We start from the raw sequence: 12,910 nt of genomic DNA, 5'->3' as shown, positions 1-12,910 counted from the left end.
CTTCAGGCACCGCTATCGATCGCGCTTCCCGCAGCGATGCGAAACGGGCGTCGCGCTCTTGCAGTCGCGGCCGGCGCACCCATCTACGGTCTCTGTCATGCCGCGCCGCCCGCCATCGGGCGGGCGCGCCGCCACCGCCGTTCGCTACCTTCATGGCCGATGCCGCCCCAGGCCCGGCCGCTGGCGAAACGCTAGAATAGTTGTTTGCTCCGCGCACAGGATGTCACCCATGTCCGACTCTACCGTCGCCGACGCGCCCGCGCTCGACGAGTCCAAATTCGTCACTTACGAAGGCTCGCCGTTCCAGCTTTATCAGCCGTACCTGCCGGCCGGCGACCAGCCGACGGCGATCGAGACGCTCGTGGAAGGCGTGGAGGACGGTCTCTCGTTCCAGACCCTGCTGGGCGTGACGGGCTCGGGCAAGACCTACACGATGGCCAACACCATTGCGCGGCTTGGCCGCCCGGCCATCGTGTTCGCGCCGAACAAGACGCTCGCCGCGCAGCTGTACGCCGAATTCCGCGAGTTCTTTCCGCGCAACGCCGTCGAGTACTTCGTCTCGTACTACGACTATTACCAGCCGGAAGCCTACGTGCCGCAACGCGATCTCTTCATCGAGAAGGATTCGTCGATCAACGAGCACATCGAGCAGATGCGGCTTTCGGCCACCAAGAGCCTGATGGAGCGGCGCGACGTGGTGATCGTCGCGACCGTTTCGGCGATCTACGGTATTGGCAATCCGTCCGAGTATCACCAGATGATTCTCACGCTGCGCCAGGGCGACAAGCTCGGCCAGCGCGACGTCATCGCGCGCCTGATCGCCATGCAGTACAGCCGCAACGAGCAGGACTTCCAGCGCGGCACGTTCCGCGTGCGCGGCGACACCATCGACATTTTCCCGGCCGAACACGCCGAAATGGCCGTGCGCGTGGAACTCTTCGACGACGAAGTGGAAACGCTGCAACTGTTCGATCCGCTCACGGGCCGCGTGCGCCAGAAGATTCCGCGCTTTACGGTGTATCCGTCGTCGCACTACGTGACGCCGCGCGAGACCGTGATGCGCGCGATCGAGACGATCAAGAGCGAGTTGCGCGAGCGGCTCGAATTCTTCCATGGCGACGGCAAGCTGGTGGAAGCGCAGCGCCTCGAGCAGCGCACCCGTTTCGACCTGGAAATGCTCCAGGAGCTGGGCTTCTGCAAGGGCATCGAGAACTATTCGCGGCACTTCTCCGGCGCGCTGCCGGGCGAGCCGCCGCCCACGCTCGTCGATTACCTGCCCGGCGACGCCGTGATGTTCCTCGACGAATCGCACGTGCTGATCGGCCAGCTCAACGGCATGTATAACGGCGACCGCGCGCGCAAGGAGAATCTCGTCGATTACGGCTTCCGCCTGCCTTCGGCGCTCGACAACCGGCCGCTCAAGTTCAACGAGTTCGAGCGCAAGATGCGCCAGGTCGTGTTCGTCTCGGCCACGCCCGCCGACTACGAGAAAAGGGTTACGGGCCAGATCGCGGAACAGGTGGTGCGGCCCACGGGGCTTGTCGACCCGGTGATCGAGGTGCGGCCCGCGTCCACCCAGGTCGACGACGTGCTGTCCGAGATCAACGCGCGTGTGGAAGTGGGCGAGCGCGTGCTCGTCACCACGCTCACCAAGCGCATGGCCGAGCAGCTCACGGAATTCCTCGCCGACCACGGCGTGAAGGTGCGCTATCTGCACAGCGACATCGACACGGTCGAGCGCGTGGAAATCATCCGCGACCTGCGGCTGGGCACGTTCGACGTGCTGGTCGGCATCAACCTGCTGCGCGAGGGCCTGGATATTCCCGAAGTTTCGCTCGTGGCGATTCTCGACTCCGACAAGGAGGGCTTCCTGCGCGCCGAGCGCTCGCTGATCCAGACCATCGGACGGGCCGCGCGTAACGTGAACGGCAAGGCGATCCTCTACGGCGACCGCATTACCGACTCGATGCGCCGCGCCATCGACGAAACCGAACGCCGCCGCGCCAAGCAGATGGCCTTCAACGAAGAAAACGGCATCGTGCCGCGCGGCGTGGTCAAGCGCATCAAGGACATCATCGACGGCGTTTACAACGTGGACGAGGCGCGCGCCGAACTGCGCGAGGAGCAGGAGCGCGCGAAGTTCGAGGACATGTCCGAGAAGCAGATCGCAAAGGAAATCAAGAAGATCGAGAAGCAGATGATGGACTACGCGAAGAATCTCGAATTCGAGAAGGCCGCGCAGGCGCGCGACCAGCTGGCGGTGTTGCGCCAGCGCGTGTTCGGGGCCAACGTGGGCGATCATCCGGCCTAAGCACGATCCATTCGCGACCGGAAGAGGGCGCGCCGCGCGGTCCGCAAGGGCCTGCGCGGCGCGCTTTTTTTCGATCGGCTTTCGTGGATCAGGCCCCGTGGAAGCCGATTCGTTGCGGGACGTAAGCTGGCGTTAATCCGACGCTGTCAGACTCGCCTAAAACCCTGTCGCGATAGGGTTTTCCGCTGTCTCAATTTTGTCGCGGTTCCGCATCGGTGTTAAACTTTGTCATTATTGAGAATTGTTCGCATTAACGTTATTGCGTTCATTGCGAACGACGCAGTTGGACATCACCTTCATATATAAAAATCAGGAGTTTCGATGCGGATCCACTCTCTCTTGCGCGGTACCGCCGTGATCGCGGCCGCCACGGCGGCTTTCGCAGCCAATGCGGCGGAATACCCGATCGGCAAACAGCAAATTCAGGGCGGCATGGAAATCGGCGCGGTGTATCTGCAGCCGATCACGATGGAGCCCGAAGGCATGATGCGCAAGGCGTCGGATTCCGACATCCACCTGGAATCGGACATCCACGCGGTCAAGAACAACCCGACCGGTTTCGCGGAAGGCGACTGGATGCCGTATCTGCAGGTGCACTACGAACTCACGAAGCCGGGTTCGTCGTGGTCGCACAAGGGCGACCTGATGGCGATGGTCGCGAACGACGGTCCGCACTATGGCGACAACGTCAAGCTCGACGGTCCGGGCAAGTACCACCTGAAGCTGATCGTCGAAGCACCGATGCAGACGGGCCACATGGCGTTCGGCCGTCACGTCGACAAGGAAACGGGCGTGGGCCCGTGGTTCAAGCCCATCACGCTCGAATACGATTTCCCGTTCGCGGGCATCGGCAAGAAGGGCGGCTACTAAGCGGCTGCTAAGCGGCGACCAGGCGGTTCGCGGCGGCGGCGTGGCGTGCGAGGTCGAAGCGCGCGGCGCCGCTGTCCGCCTGAAACCGATCAATGCAGACAAACGCAGGCAAATGCCGATCAACGCGGAATCAAGCAGGTAAGACCGATGACTGGAAACCGGAAGTTTGCGGCGCTCGCGCTGGCTGTGTCGCTGGCGGCGTCGCTCGGCGTGTCGACGGCGGCGCGCGCCGAAGATCTGCCGACGTTCAAGCTGGACATGGCCGACGGCAAGCTCAATCCCGCGCGCATCGAAGTGCCCGCGGGCAAGCGCATCAAGATCGAGGTGCGCAACTCGGGCAAGGGCGCGGTGGAGTTCGAAAGCGTCCAGTTGCGCAAGGAAAAGGTGCTGGCGCCGGGCGCCGAGTCGTTCGTGGTGATCGCGCCGCTCGATCCGGGCGAGTACAAGTTCTTCGACGATTTTCATCAGCAGGCGCAGGGCACGATCGTCGCCAAGTGATGTTGCGGCAGGTGGATGGCGGCCGGCGGGAAGCGCCGGCAGCGGGAGGTGTTGAATGGGTCAGGTGATGTTCATCGTATGGCGGGAGAGCGTCGAGGCGCTGCTCGTCGTCGGGATTCTTTATGCGTGGCTGAAGAACGGCGACGCTGACGCGCGGCGCGGCCTGCCGTACCTGTGGGGCGGCGTGGCGCTCGGCATTCTCTCGGCGGTGGCGCTGGGCGCCGCGCTGGTCGGCTTCACCGAGGTGCTTTCGGGCGACGCGCAGGATTACTTCCAGACCGGCATGGTGCTGGTCGCGTGCGTGCTGATCGTGCAGATGGTGCTGTGGATGAAGCGCCACGGCCGCACGCTCAAGCGCGAGATGGAAGAGTCGCTCGAGGCGAGTTCGCGCGATTCGAACTGGTGGGGCGTGCTCGTGCTGGTTGCGCTGGCGATCGCGCGCGAAGGCAGCGAAACCGTGATCTTTCTCTACGGCCTCGGGTTCGGCCAGTCGGGGCATGTGGGCGCGAGCCAGTACGTGGCCGTGCTGGTCGGTCTCGCGCTCGCGTTCCTCACGTTCTACGTGCTGCAGCTGGGCGGCAAGGTGTTCTCGTGGCGGCACTTTTTCCGCGTGACCGAGATCATGCTGCTGTTCCTCGGCGCGGGCCTGTTCCAGACCGGCGTCGACAAGCTGATCGATAAAGAAATTCTGCCGACGATCGTCGACCAGGTATGGAATTCGTCGATGATTCTCGACGACTCCAGCACGTTCGGCTCGCTGGTTGCTACGCTTACGGGTTATCGTGCGCATCCGGCGCTCATGAATCTCATCGCGTATGCCGTGTACTGGCTCGTGGTGTGGTTCCTCGTGCGTCGCGCCACCGGCCGGGCGGCCACGGTCCCCGGGCGCAAGACCGCATAAGGAAGAAAGGAAGAGAGCATGAGTGGTGCGTCGGCCCAACCGCTGCAGCGGCGGGGCAAACTGGCCCAGGCAGGCCAATGGATGCAACGTCACGGCGCGATCATTCGCGCCGTGCAGTGGGTCGTCGTCGCTGTCTATGCGTTCCTGATTCTGGTGCCGGCCGTGATGCCGCTGCCCGACGACACCGCGCATCTGTGGAACAACCTCACGCTCGCGGCGCAGTTCGTGTTCTGGGGCATCTGGTGGCCGTTCGTGCTGCTTTCCATGGTGATGCTCGGGCGCGTGTGGTGCGGCGTGTTGTGCCCCGAAGGCGCGCTCACCGAATTCGCGAGCAAGTTCGGGCGCGGCTGGGCGATTCCGCGCTGGATGCGCTGGGGCGGCTGGCCGTTCGTGGCGTTCGGCCTCACCACCATCTACGGTCAGATGGTGAGCGTCTACCAGTACCCGAAGGCGGTGCTGCTGGTGCTCGGCGGCTCCACGGCCGGCGCCATGGTGATCGGCTTTCTGTACGGGCGCGAGAAGCGCGTCTGGTGCAAATATCTGTGCCCCGTGAACGGGGTTTTCGCGCTTCTGGCGCGTCTCGCCCCGTTCCGTTTCAAGGTCGACGAAGACGCGTGGCGCAACTCGTACACGCACGGCGAGCACGGCGGGCATCGCGTGATTCCCGTGAACTGCGCGCCGCTCGTGCCTCTGCGCAACATGAAGGGCGCGGCGCAGTGCCATATGTGCGGCCGCTGCAGCGGTCACCGCGACGCCATCGCGCTCGCGTGGCGCTCGCCTTCGGAAGAAGTGGTCGAACTGGGCGACCATCAGGCCAGCGCCTGGGACACCGCGCTCGTGCTCTACGGCTTGCTCGGGATCGCCATCGGCGCGTTCCACTGGACCGGCTCGCCGTGGTTCATCGAGATCAAGCAATGGCTCGCGGGCTGGCTCATCGACCGCGACATCACCTGGCCGCTCGACACCAACGCGCCGTGGTTCCTGCTTACGCATTACCCCGCGCAGAACGACGTGTTCTCGTGGCTCGACGGCAGCATGATCGTCGGCTACATCGTCGCAACCGGCCTCGTGTACGGCACGGCGCTGCTCGCGATTCTCGCGGCCTCCACGCTCGTGCTCGGCCGCTTCGAGATGCGCCGCGTGCATCACTTCGCGCAGTCGCTGATCCCGCTCGCGGGCGCGGGCGTGTTCCTCGGTCTGTCGGCCACCACGCTCTCGCTGCTGCGCGCCGAACACGTGCCGCTCGACTGGGCCGCGAGCGTGCGGATCGCGATTCTCGTCGTCACGAATGCATGGAGCGCCTGGCTCGCGTGGCGCGTGACGGGCCGCTACAGCACGCGTTTCTGGCAGCGCGGTCTCGCGCTCGTGGGCTTCGCGCTCGCGCTCGCCGTGGTCGATAGCGCGTGGTGGCTCATGTTCTGGGGCTGGGTGCGCTGAGCGCACGCGCTTGCCGGCCCGCTTCATCCCCATCGTTTTTATCGCGTAGTTTCACCCTGTAGTTTTCATCGATAAGCCCGCATGCGAACCCGTGCCGTATTGACCGACGAAGACATCGAGAGCATGGCCGCCGCGGCCATCGCGCACGCGCGCGCGAACGCGTGGCCCGTGACCATCGCGATCGTCGATGAAGGCGGCCACGCGCTGTTCCTGCGCCGCCTCGACGGCGCGGGCGCGGCTTCGGCCGAGATGGCGCTCGCGAAGGCGCGCACCGCGGCCATGGGCCGGCGCGAAAGCAAGGTCTACGAGGAAGTCATCAGGCAGGGCCGCACGGCGTTTCTGAGCGCGCCGTTCACGGGCATGCTCGAAGGCGGCGTGCCGGTCATCGTGAACGGCGACGTGATCGGCGCCGTGGGCGTCTCGGGCGTGAAGTCGGATCAGGACGCGGCCGTGGCGCGCGCGGGTATCGCGGCGCTCGGGATCGAGCCAGGCGCCGCATAACGCGGTGTTGGCTGGCGCGGTGCGGTCGCCCTTCGTGATCGGCGAAAAACAAAACGCCGCGGTCGATGCCGCGGCGTTTTGCTTCGGGCGACACGCTTCGCGCGTCGCCCCGATCATGGCGTGAGAACAAAAAAGTGGCGTGGCTTGCTTCGACGGCTGGCTTGAAGGATGTCTGCACGAAGGGGTCTAGATCTCGCGTGCAAGCTGTCGTTGCTGGCTAATGCCCAACGCCTCTCGGTGGAGGCGGTCCCCACAATACCCGGTTGAAACCTATTTCGTCAGGATCAGCTTGCCGAGCCGGGTGGCCCGCAGCTGATACGTCTCGCCGTTGTGCAGAATGCTCACGTGGCTGCGGCCTTGCAGCAGGGCCGTGCTCTCCAGCGAGCGTTCGCCCGGCGCATTCGCCGCGCCGCCTTTCGTGCCGCTTTGTGCGCCCTCGGCCGCTGCCGGGTCGGCGCTCTTGCGCGCTTGCGCCGGCGCGACGGGTTTGGCTCGCGCGCTGGTGAGCGCGGCGCCGCTGCGGCGCAGGCTGAGAGTCGATGTGCGGTTTAGGTCGGTCATGAACGTGACGTCGTCATCTCGATTCGATGGAATGATTCTAAATGATAATCGTTCCCATTTTCAACTACGATTAATCGATCGGATTCTGTCAGCGATAGTCTGAGGCTGTGTGCGAGATTGGCGCGGGCGGGGCGGTCGCCGTGATTCGCGCGCCCCGCCTGCCGCCGCGAACTCCATTGCGTCGAACTCGACGTGCGCCGCGCGCCCTCACGCGGGCGCGCGCCTTCAGTGCAGCGCGTTCGGGGTCTGGCCGTCGCCCTGCACGAACTGGCGGATCAGGCGCACGGTGTCGATATCCGACTCGCGATACGCCGACTTCACGATCTCCGAGGTCGTGCGGTCGTCCTCGGTATCGGCCGTGGGCAGGGTGGTCGCGTATTCGAAGCGCAGGAACAGCTGCAACGGATCGGGTTGCTCGATCGACATGGTGAGCGAACCGCCCACGTAGTCGGCCGTGGCCATGATGTCGTAGCGCACGCTCTCGTTGGGCGTGAGCGTCACGCGGTCGCGCACCGTGGCGTGGCCGTAATGCAGTTCGCGCTCGAGCGTGTGTTCCGTGCGTTCGAGGATCGTGCAGCTGTCGAGGCCGATCACGAACAGCTGCGGCTGCTCGGCACGCAGCACGAGGCCTTCCCAGAGTTGCTCGCGCGTCATGGATTCGACGAGCGGGTTCAGCGGGTCGTTGATCTGGATGAGGTGTTCGAAATTCAAGGCGGCGCCTTTTTGTGTCGATGTCCGTCCGCCGGCGCTCAAGCGACGACGAGACCCGAGCGGATGGTGATCGTGTTCGTGAGCACCTTGTGCACCGGGCAGGCATTGGCGATTTGCAGCAGGCGTTCGCGCTGCGCTTCGGTGAGCGTGCCTTCGAGCGCGATCTGGCGGTCGATCGTCGTGCCTTCGTTGCCGGTTTGCAGCGTGAGTTTCACGCGCACGCCTTCGAGCGGCCACTCCTTGCGCTGCGCGTACATCTTCAGCGTGATGGAGGTGCAGGCGCCGAGGCTCGAGAGCAGCAGCGAGAAGGGCGACGGACCGCGGTCGCCGCCGCCGAGCGCGGCGGGTTCGTCGGCGATCCAGGTGTGGGTGCCGTCGTCGAACTGGACCTGATAGTTCGTCGAGCCAATGTGGGCGGTGACTGCGGGTTCGGCCATGCGCGCCTCGCGGACGGTACGGTTGAAAAGGGGACGGGCGCGCGCGAGCCGGTTTCGGGCGCGCCCCGGAGTGCTTATTGTGACCGAAAGCGACCGGCTCTGTCGGTAGTGGTCAGTGCGCAGGCGTGATTGGAAACGCGCCGGCCTAGTGCGAGATCTGGCCCATGCGGCCGGTCTGGTAGTCGAGCACGGCCTGGCGGATTTCCTGTTCCGTGTTCATCACGAACGGGCCATAGCGCACGACCGGCTCGTTGAGCGGCACGCCGCCGATCAGCAGGATTTCCAGCGGCGCGCTCGCGTCCTCGGGCGCGGCGAACGTGACGGTGTCGCCGTCGCTCGCGAAGGTCACCATCTGCTGGGCTGCCACGGGCGTGGCGTCGGGGCCGTACAGGCCCGAACCCGCGAGCGCGTACGCGAACACGCGATACTCGCCCGGCACCGGTTGCTCGACGCGCGCGCCCGGTTGCAGCGTGAAGTGCTGATAGAGAATGGGCGTGCGCGTTTCGATCGCCGCGCGCACGCCGAGCGCCTCGCCCGCGATCACTTTCACGCTCGCCTTGCCGTCCTGCGAGCGCCCCACGGGAATCTGCGCCGTGGGCAATTCCTGATAGCGCGGCGCCATCATCTTGTCGCGCGCGGGCAGGTTCACCCAGAGTTGCAGCCCGTGGATGCGGCCGCCCTGGCGCGCGAATTCGGGGTCGGGCATTTCGCTGTGGATCACGCCCGCGCCGGCCGTCATCCATTGCACGTCGCCTGCGCGCAGCGTGCCCGAATGGCCCGCCGAATCCTTGTGGCCGAAGCAGCCGTCGAGCATGTACGTGACGGTTTCGAAGCCGCGATGCGGATGATCGGGCGCGCCGACCGCCTCGCCGGGCGCGTAGTCGATCGGGCCCATCTCGTCGAGCAGCAGGAACGGATCGAAGTCCATCAGCTGGCGGGTCGGAAACGGCCGATGAACGATGAATCCGCCGCCTTCGGTCGTGCGAACCGCGGGGTACACGCGTTCGATCGTGCGAGTCGTCATGGATATCACCTCGAATTGTGGGAATTGCGTTATCTGTGAAACAAAACGCTATTATAGGGAGCTAAATCGGCCTGTTTGACGGCCCCTTCGCAATGGATTGTCCTATCGGTGGAACGACGACATGAAGATCGATTCGCATAACCTCAACGATCTGATGTACTTCTCGCAGGTGATCGAGCACGGCGGCTTCTCGGCCGCGGAACGTGTGCTCGGCATCTCGAAGTCGCGTCTGTCGCGCCGGGTGAGCGAACTCGAGGCGTCGCTCGGCGTGCGGCTGTTGCAGCGCTCCACGCGCAAGCTCGCGCTCACCGAGGCGGGCGAACTGTTCTATCAGCATTGCCGCGCCATGCTCACCGAGGCGCAGGCGGCCGTGAACGTCGTGCAGTCGCTGCGCTCCTCGCCGCGCGGCACGGTGCGCGTGAGCGTGCCCGTCACGCTGTCGCAAACGATCTTTTCGCAGATCATTCCGGAATTCATGCATCGCTACCCGGAAGTGCGCGTGGTGATGCGCGTGACCAATCGCGTGATCGACCTGTTCGAAGATTCCGTCGACATTGCGCTGCGCGTGCGCTCGGAGCCGCCGCAGAACGCCAATATCGTCGTGCGGCCGCTGTGGCGCACCGAGCAGATGCTGGTGGGCGCGCCGAGCCTGCTCGCGCAGAACGCGCCGCCGCTCACGCCCGACGACCTCACGCGCTTCGAAACGCTCGACACGCCCACGAGCGACGGCCGCCACGTGTTCCAGCTGATCGCGCCGGACGGCACGCGCCACGCGCACGAGCACGAGCCGCGTCTCATCACCGCCGACCTCACCACGATCCGCGAGGCCGCGCTGCAAGGACTCGGTATCGCCGCGATGCCGGAGATGATGTACGGCGCCGCGCTGCGCTCGGGCAAGCTTTCGCCGGTCATGCCGGGCTGGACGTTGCCGGTGCCGCAGCTCTACGCCGTGTTCCTCTCGCGCCAGGGCATGGTGCCGGCGGTGCGTGCGTTCGTCGACTACCTCGTGGAAGTGCTCGACGCCGACAAGAGCCTGCATCAGGAATGTCCGCTGAGAAGCGAAGTGGCCGCGCTGATGGCGCGCAACGGCGTAGCGACGAACGAGAAGGGCGGCGGCACGGCCGGCGAAAGCGCCGAGCCCGCTGCGGTGCGGCCCAGAACGCAGAGCAGGATCGAGACGGCCTGAGCCTCGGCGCGAACCCGGCGAACCAGGCGTCACGCGCCGCGCGCACGATGTTTGCAGAAGCGCGCGCCGCGTCCGGTCATGCTGCGCGGCCATTTGCGTTTAGGCATTTAAGCGCGGCCGGCAATCGTTACTTTCAATGGGCGAAGGCTTGTACGCGCTCCGCCAGAGGCATATATTGAAGTTCCTCCCGCCAAGCACCGGTTCTTGAGCGGGATTCGACGGCCGCTATCATAGCGAGCCTTCAGGGCCGCAAGCGCAGTCCGTGTCGATCACGGCAGTCGCATGTGGCGGAGTGGACCGAACGATAGTCGGAAGCACGCCGCCACCGCCCGAATGCGCCGCGTGCGCAAGAAAAAAGGCCTTCATCCGACGATGAAGGCCTTTTACATTTCCGCGTGCGAATTCGCTTCGATTCGCGTTTAACGGCGCTTAACCGTTACGTGACGCCGCTCAGTGATGCGCCGGATCGGTTACGAAGCCGATCTTCGTGAGTCCGCCGCTCTGCGCTGCGGACATCACCTGCGCGACCTTCTCGTATTGCACCTTGCGGTCGGCGTTCAGATGCAGTTCCGGCTGCGGCGTGGTTTGCGCGGCCGCCGCGATCTTCTTCTGCAGTTCGTCGTCGCTGACCTGGGTGCCGTCCCACAGCACCGTGCCGTCCGCCTCGATCGACAGATTGACCTGCGCGGGCTTGCTGTCTTCCTTCTGGCTGCTCGCGTGCGGCAGGTCGATCTTCACAGCGTGACGGATCACGGGAATCGTCACCATGAACACGATCAGCAGCACCAGCATGACGTCGACGAGCGGCGTCATGTTGATCTCGTTCATCAGGCCATCGTCGTCGTCGCTGGCAAAGGGGCTCATCGCCATGTTGCTTGCCTCCGCCGCTTAGTTCGAACGCGCGGCGACACGCAGATTGCCGGCGCCGTTGTCCTTCGCGTGATGACCGCGTCCCGTCGACGACAGGCGCGCGCCCGTCACGAAGAACGCATGCAGGCCGTGCGCGAAGCGGTTGAGCTTCGTGACGATCGCCTTGTTCGCGCGGGTGAGGGCGTTGTAGCCGAGCACTGCGGGAATCGCCACGAACAGACCGAACGCCGTCATGATGAGCGCTTCGCCGACCGGACCGGCCACGGCGTCGATCGACGTCTGACCCGTCGCGCCGATCGAGAGCAGCGCGTGATAGATGCCCCACACCGTGCCGAACAGGCCGACGAACGGCGCCGTGCTGCCGATCGAGGCGAGCACCGCGAGGCCGCTTTGCATGCGCGCGACCGAGTCGTCCATCGTGTCTTTCAGGCAGCGCGTGACCCAGTCCGACACGTCCATGCGGTCATGCAGATGCGGCTGCGTCTGGTGATGATGGTCGGCGGCTTCCTGACCCGAGAGTGCGAGCGCGAGGAACGGGTTGTCTTCGCGCGTGCCGCTGCCGAGTTTCTTCACGCCGTCGGCGAGATCGTCCGAATGCCAGAACTGCTGTTCGGCGTTTTTCGTGAGGCGCTTCAGGCGCGCCACGTTCCACGCCTTCACGATGATCACGCACCATGACAGCACCGACATGATCAACAGCGCGAGCGCGATGCCGCGTGTCACGAAATCCCCTTGCGCCCAAACGTGGGCGATACCGTAGTTCTGCATGCTCGATCCTTTAAATTCGATTCATCAAAAGCGTGTGACTTCAGCGCTCAGTCGTTCAGGCTGAAGGCGAAAGGTTGCGTGTAGGCGGCGCGCACGGGCTGGCCGTCTTCGAGATAGGGCTTGCACGAGCTGTCGTGCAGCGCTTGCACGGCCGCGTCGTCGAGGCGGCTGTAGCCGCTGCTCTTCGTGAGCTGGACGTTCTCGATCTTGCCCGTCAGGCCGACCACGAAGTGGACCATTGCCGTGCCGGTCTCGCCGCGGCGCCGCGAGAGCGCCGGGTACTCGGGCTGCACGATATTGCAGTCGAGATGTGACACGTTCTTGGGCGCGGCGATCGCCATCGTCGGTTTGCCCTGCGTGGGCGCGGCGGCCTGCGCGGGCGCGGGCGGCGTTGGGGCCGGCGGCGTAGGCGCGGCGGGCGCGGGCGTGTCGATCACGTGCTGCGAGGGCGCTTCGGCCACGGGCAGCGGGGTCGGCGTGGGCTTCGGCTTCGGCTGGACCTTCGGCTTTTCGCGCGTCACGTGCGGAACGGGCTTGGGCGGAGGCGGCGTGGGCGTGGACTGAAGCGCGACCGGCGCGGCGACGGGATCGGGTTTGAGCAGCTCGGCCGTGATCGTCTGCGATTGAAGCGCGACCGGCGTGACCGGTTGACGGTTGTACAGCACGACGGCGATGAGCGCCGCGTGCAGCGCAACGACGATCGCGCTCGCGGTGACGATGCGGCGATTCACTCGAACGGCGGGAAGCGGCAGCGGAACAGCGGTGGTTTGAGAGGCCTGCATATTAGCGTGGCTGCCGTGCGGACGACGGTGCGCGGGCAGGCCAGCGCGTCGTG

General features: G+C 65.3%; 14 protein-coding genes. 7 read left to right on the top strand and 7 right to left on the bottom strand.

What is annotated here, in order from left to right:
* Positions 1 to 229 precede the first annotated feature (229 nt).
* The 6 genes from uvrB to FAZ98_RS08865 all read left to right on the top strand — a co-directional run bounded on the left by uvrB (position 230) and on the right by FAZ98_RS08865 (position 6,518).
* Positions 230 to 2,311, top strand: coding sequence for an excinuclease ABC subunit UvrB (uvrB, locus tag FAZ98_RS08890; RefSeq protein ID WP_158950747.1), 2,082 nt, complete (start codon positions 230 to 232; stop codon positions 2,309 to 2,311).
* Positions 2,312 to 2,632: 321 nt separating this feature from the next.
* A complete protein-coding gene (locus FAZ98_RS08885; protein ID WP_158950745.1) occupies positions 2,633 to 3,181 on the top strand; it encodes an iron transporter in 549 nt (182 codons plus the stop codon).
* Between the two features lie 147 nt (positions 3,182 to 3,328).
* Positions 3,329 to 3,679: a cupredoxin domain-containing protein gene (locus FAZ98_RS08880; protein WP_158950743.1), complete on the top strand. Its 351-nt coding sequence runs from the start codon at positions 3,329 to 3,331 to the stop codon at positions 3,677 to 3,679.
* A 55-nt stretch (positions 3,680 to 3,734) separates the two neighbouring features.
* Positions 3,735 to 4,580, top strand: a complete 846-nt coding sequence (locus FAZ98_RS08875) for an FTR1 family iron permease (protein ID WP_158950740.1) — start codon at positions 3,735 to 3,737, stop codon at positions 4,578 to 4,580.
* Between the two features lie 18 nt (positions 4,581 to 4,598).
* A complete protein-coding gene (locus FAZ98_RS08870; RefSeq protein ID WP_158950738.1) occupies positions 4,599 to 6,017 on the top strand; it encodes a 4Fe-4S binding protein in 1,419 nt (472 codons plus the stop codon).
* Positions 6,018 to 6,098: 81 nt separating this feature from the next.
* The gene (locus FAZ98_RS08865) at positions 6,099 to 6,518 is read left to right on the top strand and encodes a GlcG/HbpS family heme-binding protein (RefSeq protein ID WP_158950736.1); all 420 of its coding nucleotides are present in this window, start codon (positions 6,099 to 6,101) and stop codon (positions 6,516 to 6,518) included.
* Between the two features lie 270 nt (positions 6,519 to 6,788).
* Here FAZ98_RS08865 and hemP read toward each other — a convergent pair whose 3' ends face one another.
* From hemP to FAZ98_RS08845, 4 genes are all read right to left on the bottom strand, one after another.
* Positions 6,789 to 7,079, bottom strand: coding sequence for a hemin uptake protein HemP (hemP, locus tag FAZ98_RS08860; protein WP_158950734.1), 291 nt, complete (start codon positions 7,077 to 7,079; stop codon positions 6,789 to 6,791).
* Positions 7,080 to 7,304: 225 nt separating this feature from the next.
* Entirely contained in the window at positions 7,305 to 7,790 is a 486-nt protein-coding gene (locus FAZ98_RS08855) for an SRPBCC family protein (RefSeq protein ID WP_158950732.1), read from the bottom strand.
* Between the two features lie 38 nt (positions 7,791 to 7,828).
* Positions 7,829 to 8,227, bottom strand: a complete 399-nt coding sequence (locus FAZ98_RS08850; RefSeq protein ID WP_158950730.1) for an OsmC family protein — start codon at positions 8,225 to 8,227, stop codon at positions 7,829 to 7,831.
* Positions 8,228 to 8,372: 145 nt separating this feature from the next.
* Entirely contained in the window at positions 8,373 to 9,251 is an 879-nt protein-coding gene (locus tag FAZ98_RS08845) for a pirin family protein (protein ID WP_158950728.1), read from the bottom strand.
* A gap of 121 nt (positions 9,252 to 9,372) precedes the next feature.
* Here FAZ98_RS08845 and FAZ98_RS08840 point away from each other — a divergent pair, with 121 nt between their 5' ends.
* Positions 9,373 to 10,437, top strand: coding sequence for a LysR family transcriptional regulator (locus tag FAZ98_RS08840; RefSeq protein ID WP_158950726.1), 1,065 nt, complete (start codon positions 9,373 to 9,375; stop codon positions 10,435 to 10,437).
* A 450-nt stretch (positions 10,438 to 10,887) separates the two neighbouring features.
* On the opposite strand, the gene FAZ98_RS08835 is transcribed toward FAZ98_RS08840, so the two are convergent.
* Genes FAZ98_RS08835 through FAZ98_RS08825 form a run of 3 tightly spaced genes read right to left on the bottom strand, consistent with a single transcriptional unit; the run spans position 10,888 to position 12,857 of the window.
* On the bottom strand, positions 10,888 to 11,307 hold the full coding sequence (locus FAZ98_RS08835; protein ID WP_158950724.1) for an ExbD/TolR family protein: 420 nt from the start codon (positions 11,305 to 11,307) through the stop codon (positions 10,888 to 10,890).
* An 18-nt stretch (positions 11,308 to 11,325) separates the two neighbouring features.
* Positions 11,326 to 12,075: a MotA/TolQ/ExbB proton channel family protein gene (locus tag FAZ98_RS08830; protein WP_158950722.1), complete on the bottom strand. Its 750-nt coding sequence runs from the start codon at positions 12,073 to 12,075 to the stop codon at positions 11,326 to 11,328.
* A gap of 47 nt (positions 12,076 to 12,122) precedes the next feature.
* Positions 12,123 to 12,857: an energy transducer TonB gene (locus FAZ98_RS08825; protein WP_158950720.1), complete on the bottom strand. Its 735-nt coding sequence runs from the start codon at positions 12,855 to 12,857 to the stop codon at positions 12,123 to 12,125.
* Positions 12,858 to 12,910 lie beyond the last annotated feature (53 nt).

Origin of the sequence: Paraburkholderia acidisoli (assembly GCF_009789675.1) — a bacterium.
Lineage (GTDB): Bacteria > Pseudomonadota > Gammaproteobacteria > Burkholderiales > Burkholderiaceae > Paraburkholderia > Paraburkholderia acidisoli.
The sequence above is the reverse complement of the archived record's forward strand: the minus strand, read 5'-3'. Positions and strand labels throughout refer to the sequence as shown.

Bases quoted from the DNA above. Each gene is read 5' to 3' on its own strand.
- FAZ98_RS08850 (WP_158950730.1), bottom strand. From the start codon at position 8,227: ATGGCCGAACCCGCAGTCACCGCCCACATTGGCTCGACGAACTATCAG.
- FAZ98_RS08870 (WP_158950738.1), top strand. From the start codon at position 4,599: ATGAGTGGTGCGTCGGCCCAACCGCTGCAGCGGCGGGGCAAACTGGCC.
- FAZ98_RS08885 (WP_158950745.1), top strand. From the start codon at position 2,633: ATGCGGATCCACTCTCTCTTGCGCGGTACCGCCGTGATCGCGGCCGCC.
- FAZ98_RS08845 (WP_158950728.1), bottom strand. From the start codon at position 9,251: ATGACGACTCGCACGATCGAACGCGTGTACCCCGCGGTTCGCACGACC.
- FAZ98_RS08865 (WP_158950736.1), top strand. From the start codon at position 6,099: ATGCGAACCCGTGCCGTATTGACCGACGAAGACATCGAGAGCATGGCC.
- FAZ98_RS08875 (WP_158950740.1), top strand. From the start codon at position 3,735: ATGGGTCAGGTGATGTTCATCGTATGGCGGGAGAGCGTCGAGGCGCTG.
- FAZ98_RS08825 (WP_158950720.1), bottom strand. From the start codon at position 12,857: ATGCAGGCCTCTCAAACCACCGCTGTTCCGCTGCCGCTTCCCGCCGTT.
- uvrB (WP_158950747.1), top strand. From the start codon at position 230: ATGTCCGACTCTACCGTCGCCGACGCGCCCGCGCTCGACGAGTCCAAA.
- FAZ98_RS08880 (WP_158950743.1), top strand. From the start codon at position 3,329: ATGACTGGAAACCGGAAGTTTGCGGCGCTCGCGCTGGCTGTGTCGCTG.
- FAZ98_RS08835 (WP_158950724.1), bottom strand. From the start codon at position 11,307: ATGGCGATGAGCCCCTTTGCCAGCGACGACGACGATGGCCTGATGAAC.
- hemP (WP_158950734.1), bottom strand. From the start codon at position 7,079: ATGACCGACCTAAACCGCACATCGACTCTCAGCCTGCGCCGCAGCGGC.
- FAZ98_RS08840 (WP_158950726.1), top strand. From the start codon at position 9,373: ATGAAGATCGATTCGCATAACCTCAACGATCTGATGTACTTCTCGCAG.
- FAZ98_RS08830 (WP_158950722.1), bottom strand. From the start codon at position 12,075: ATGCAGAACTACGGTATCGCCCACGTTTGGGCGCAAGGGGATTTCGTG.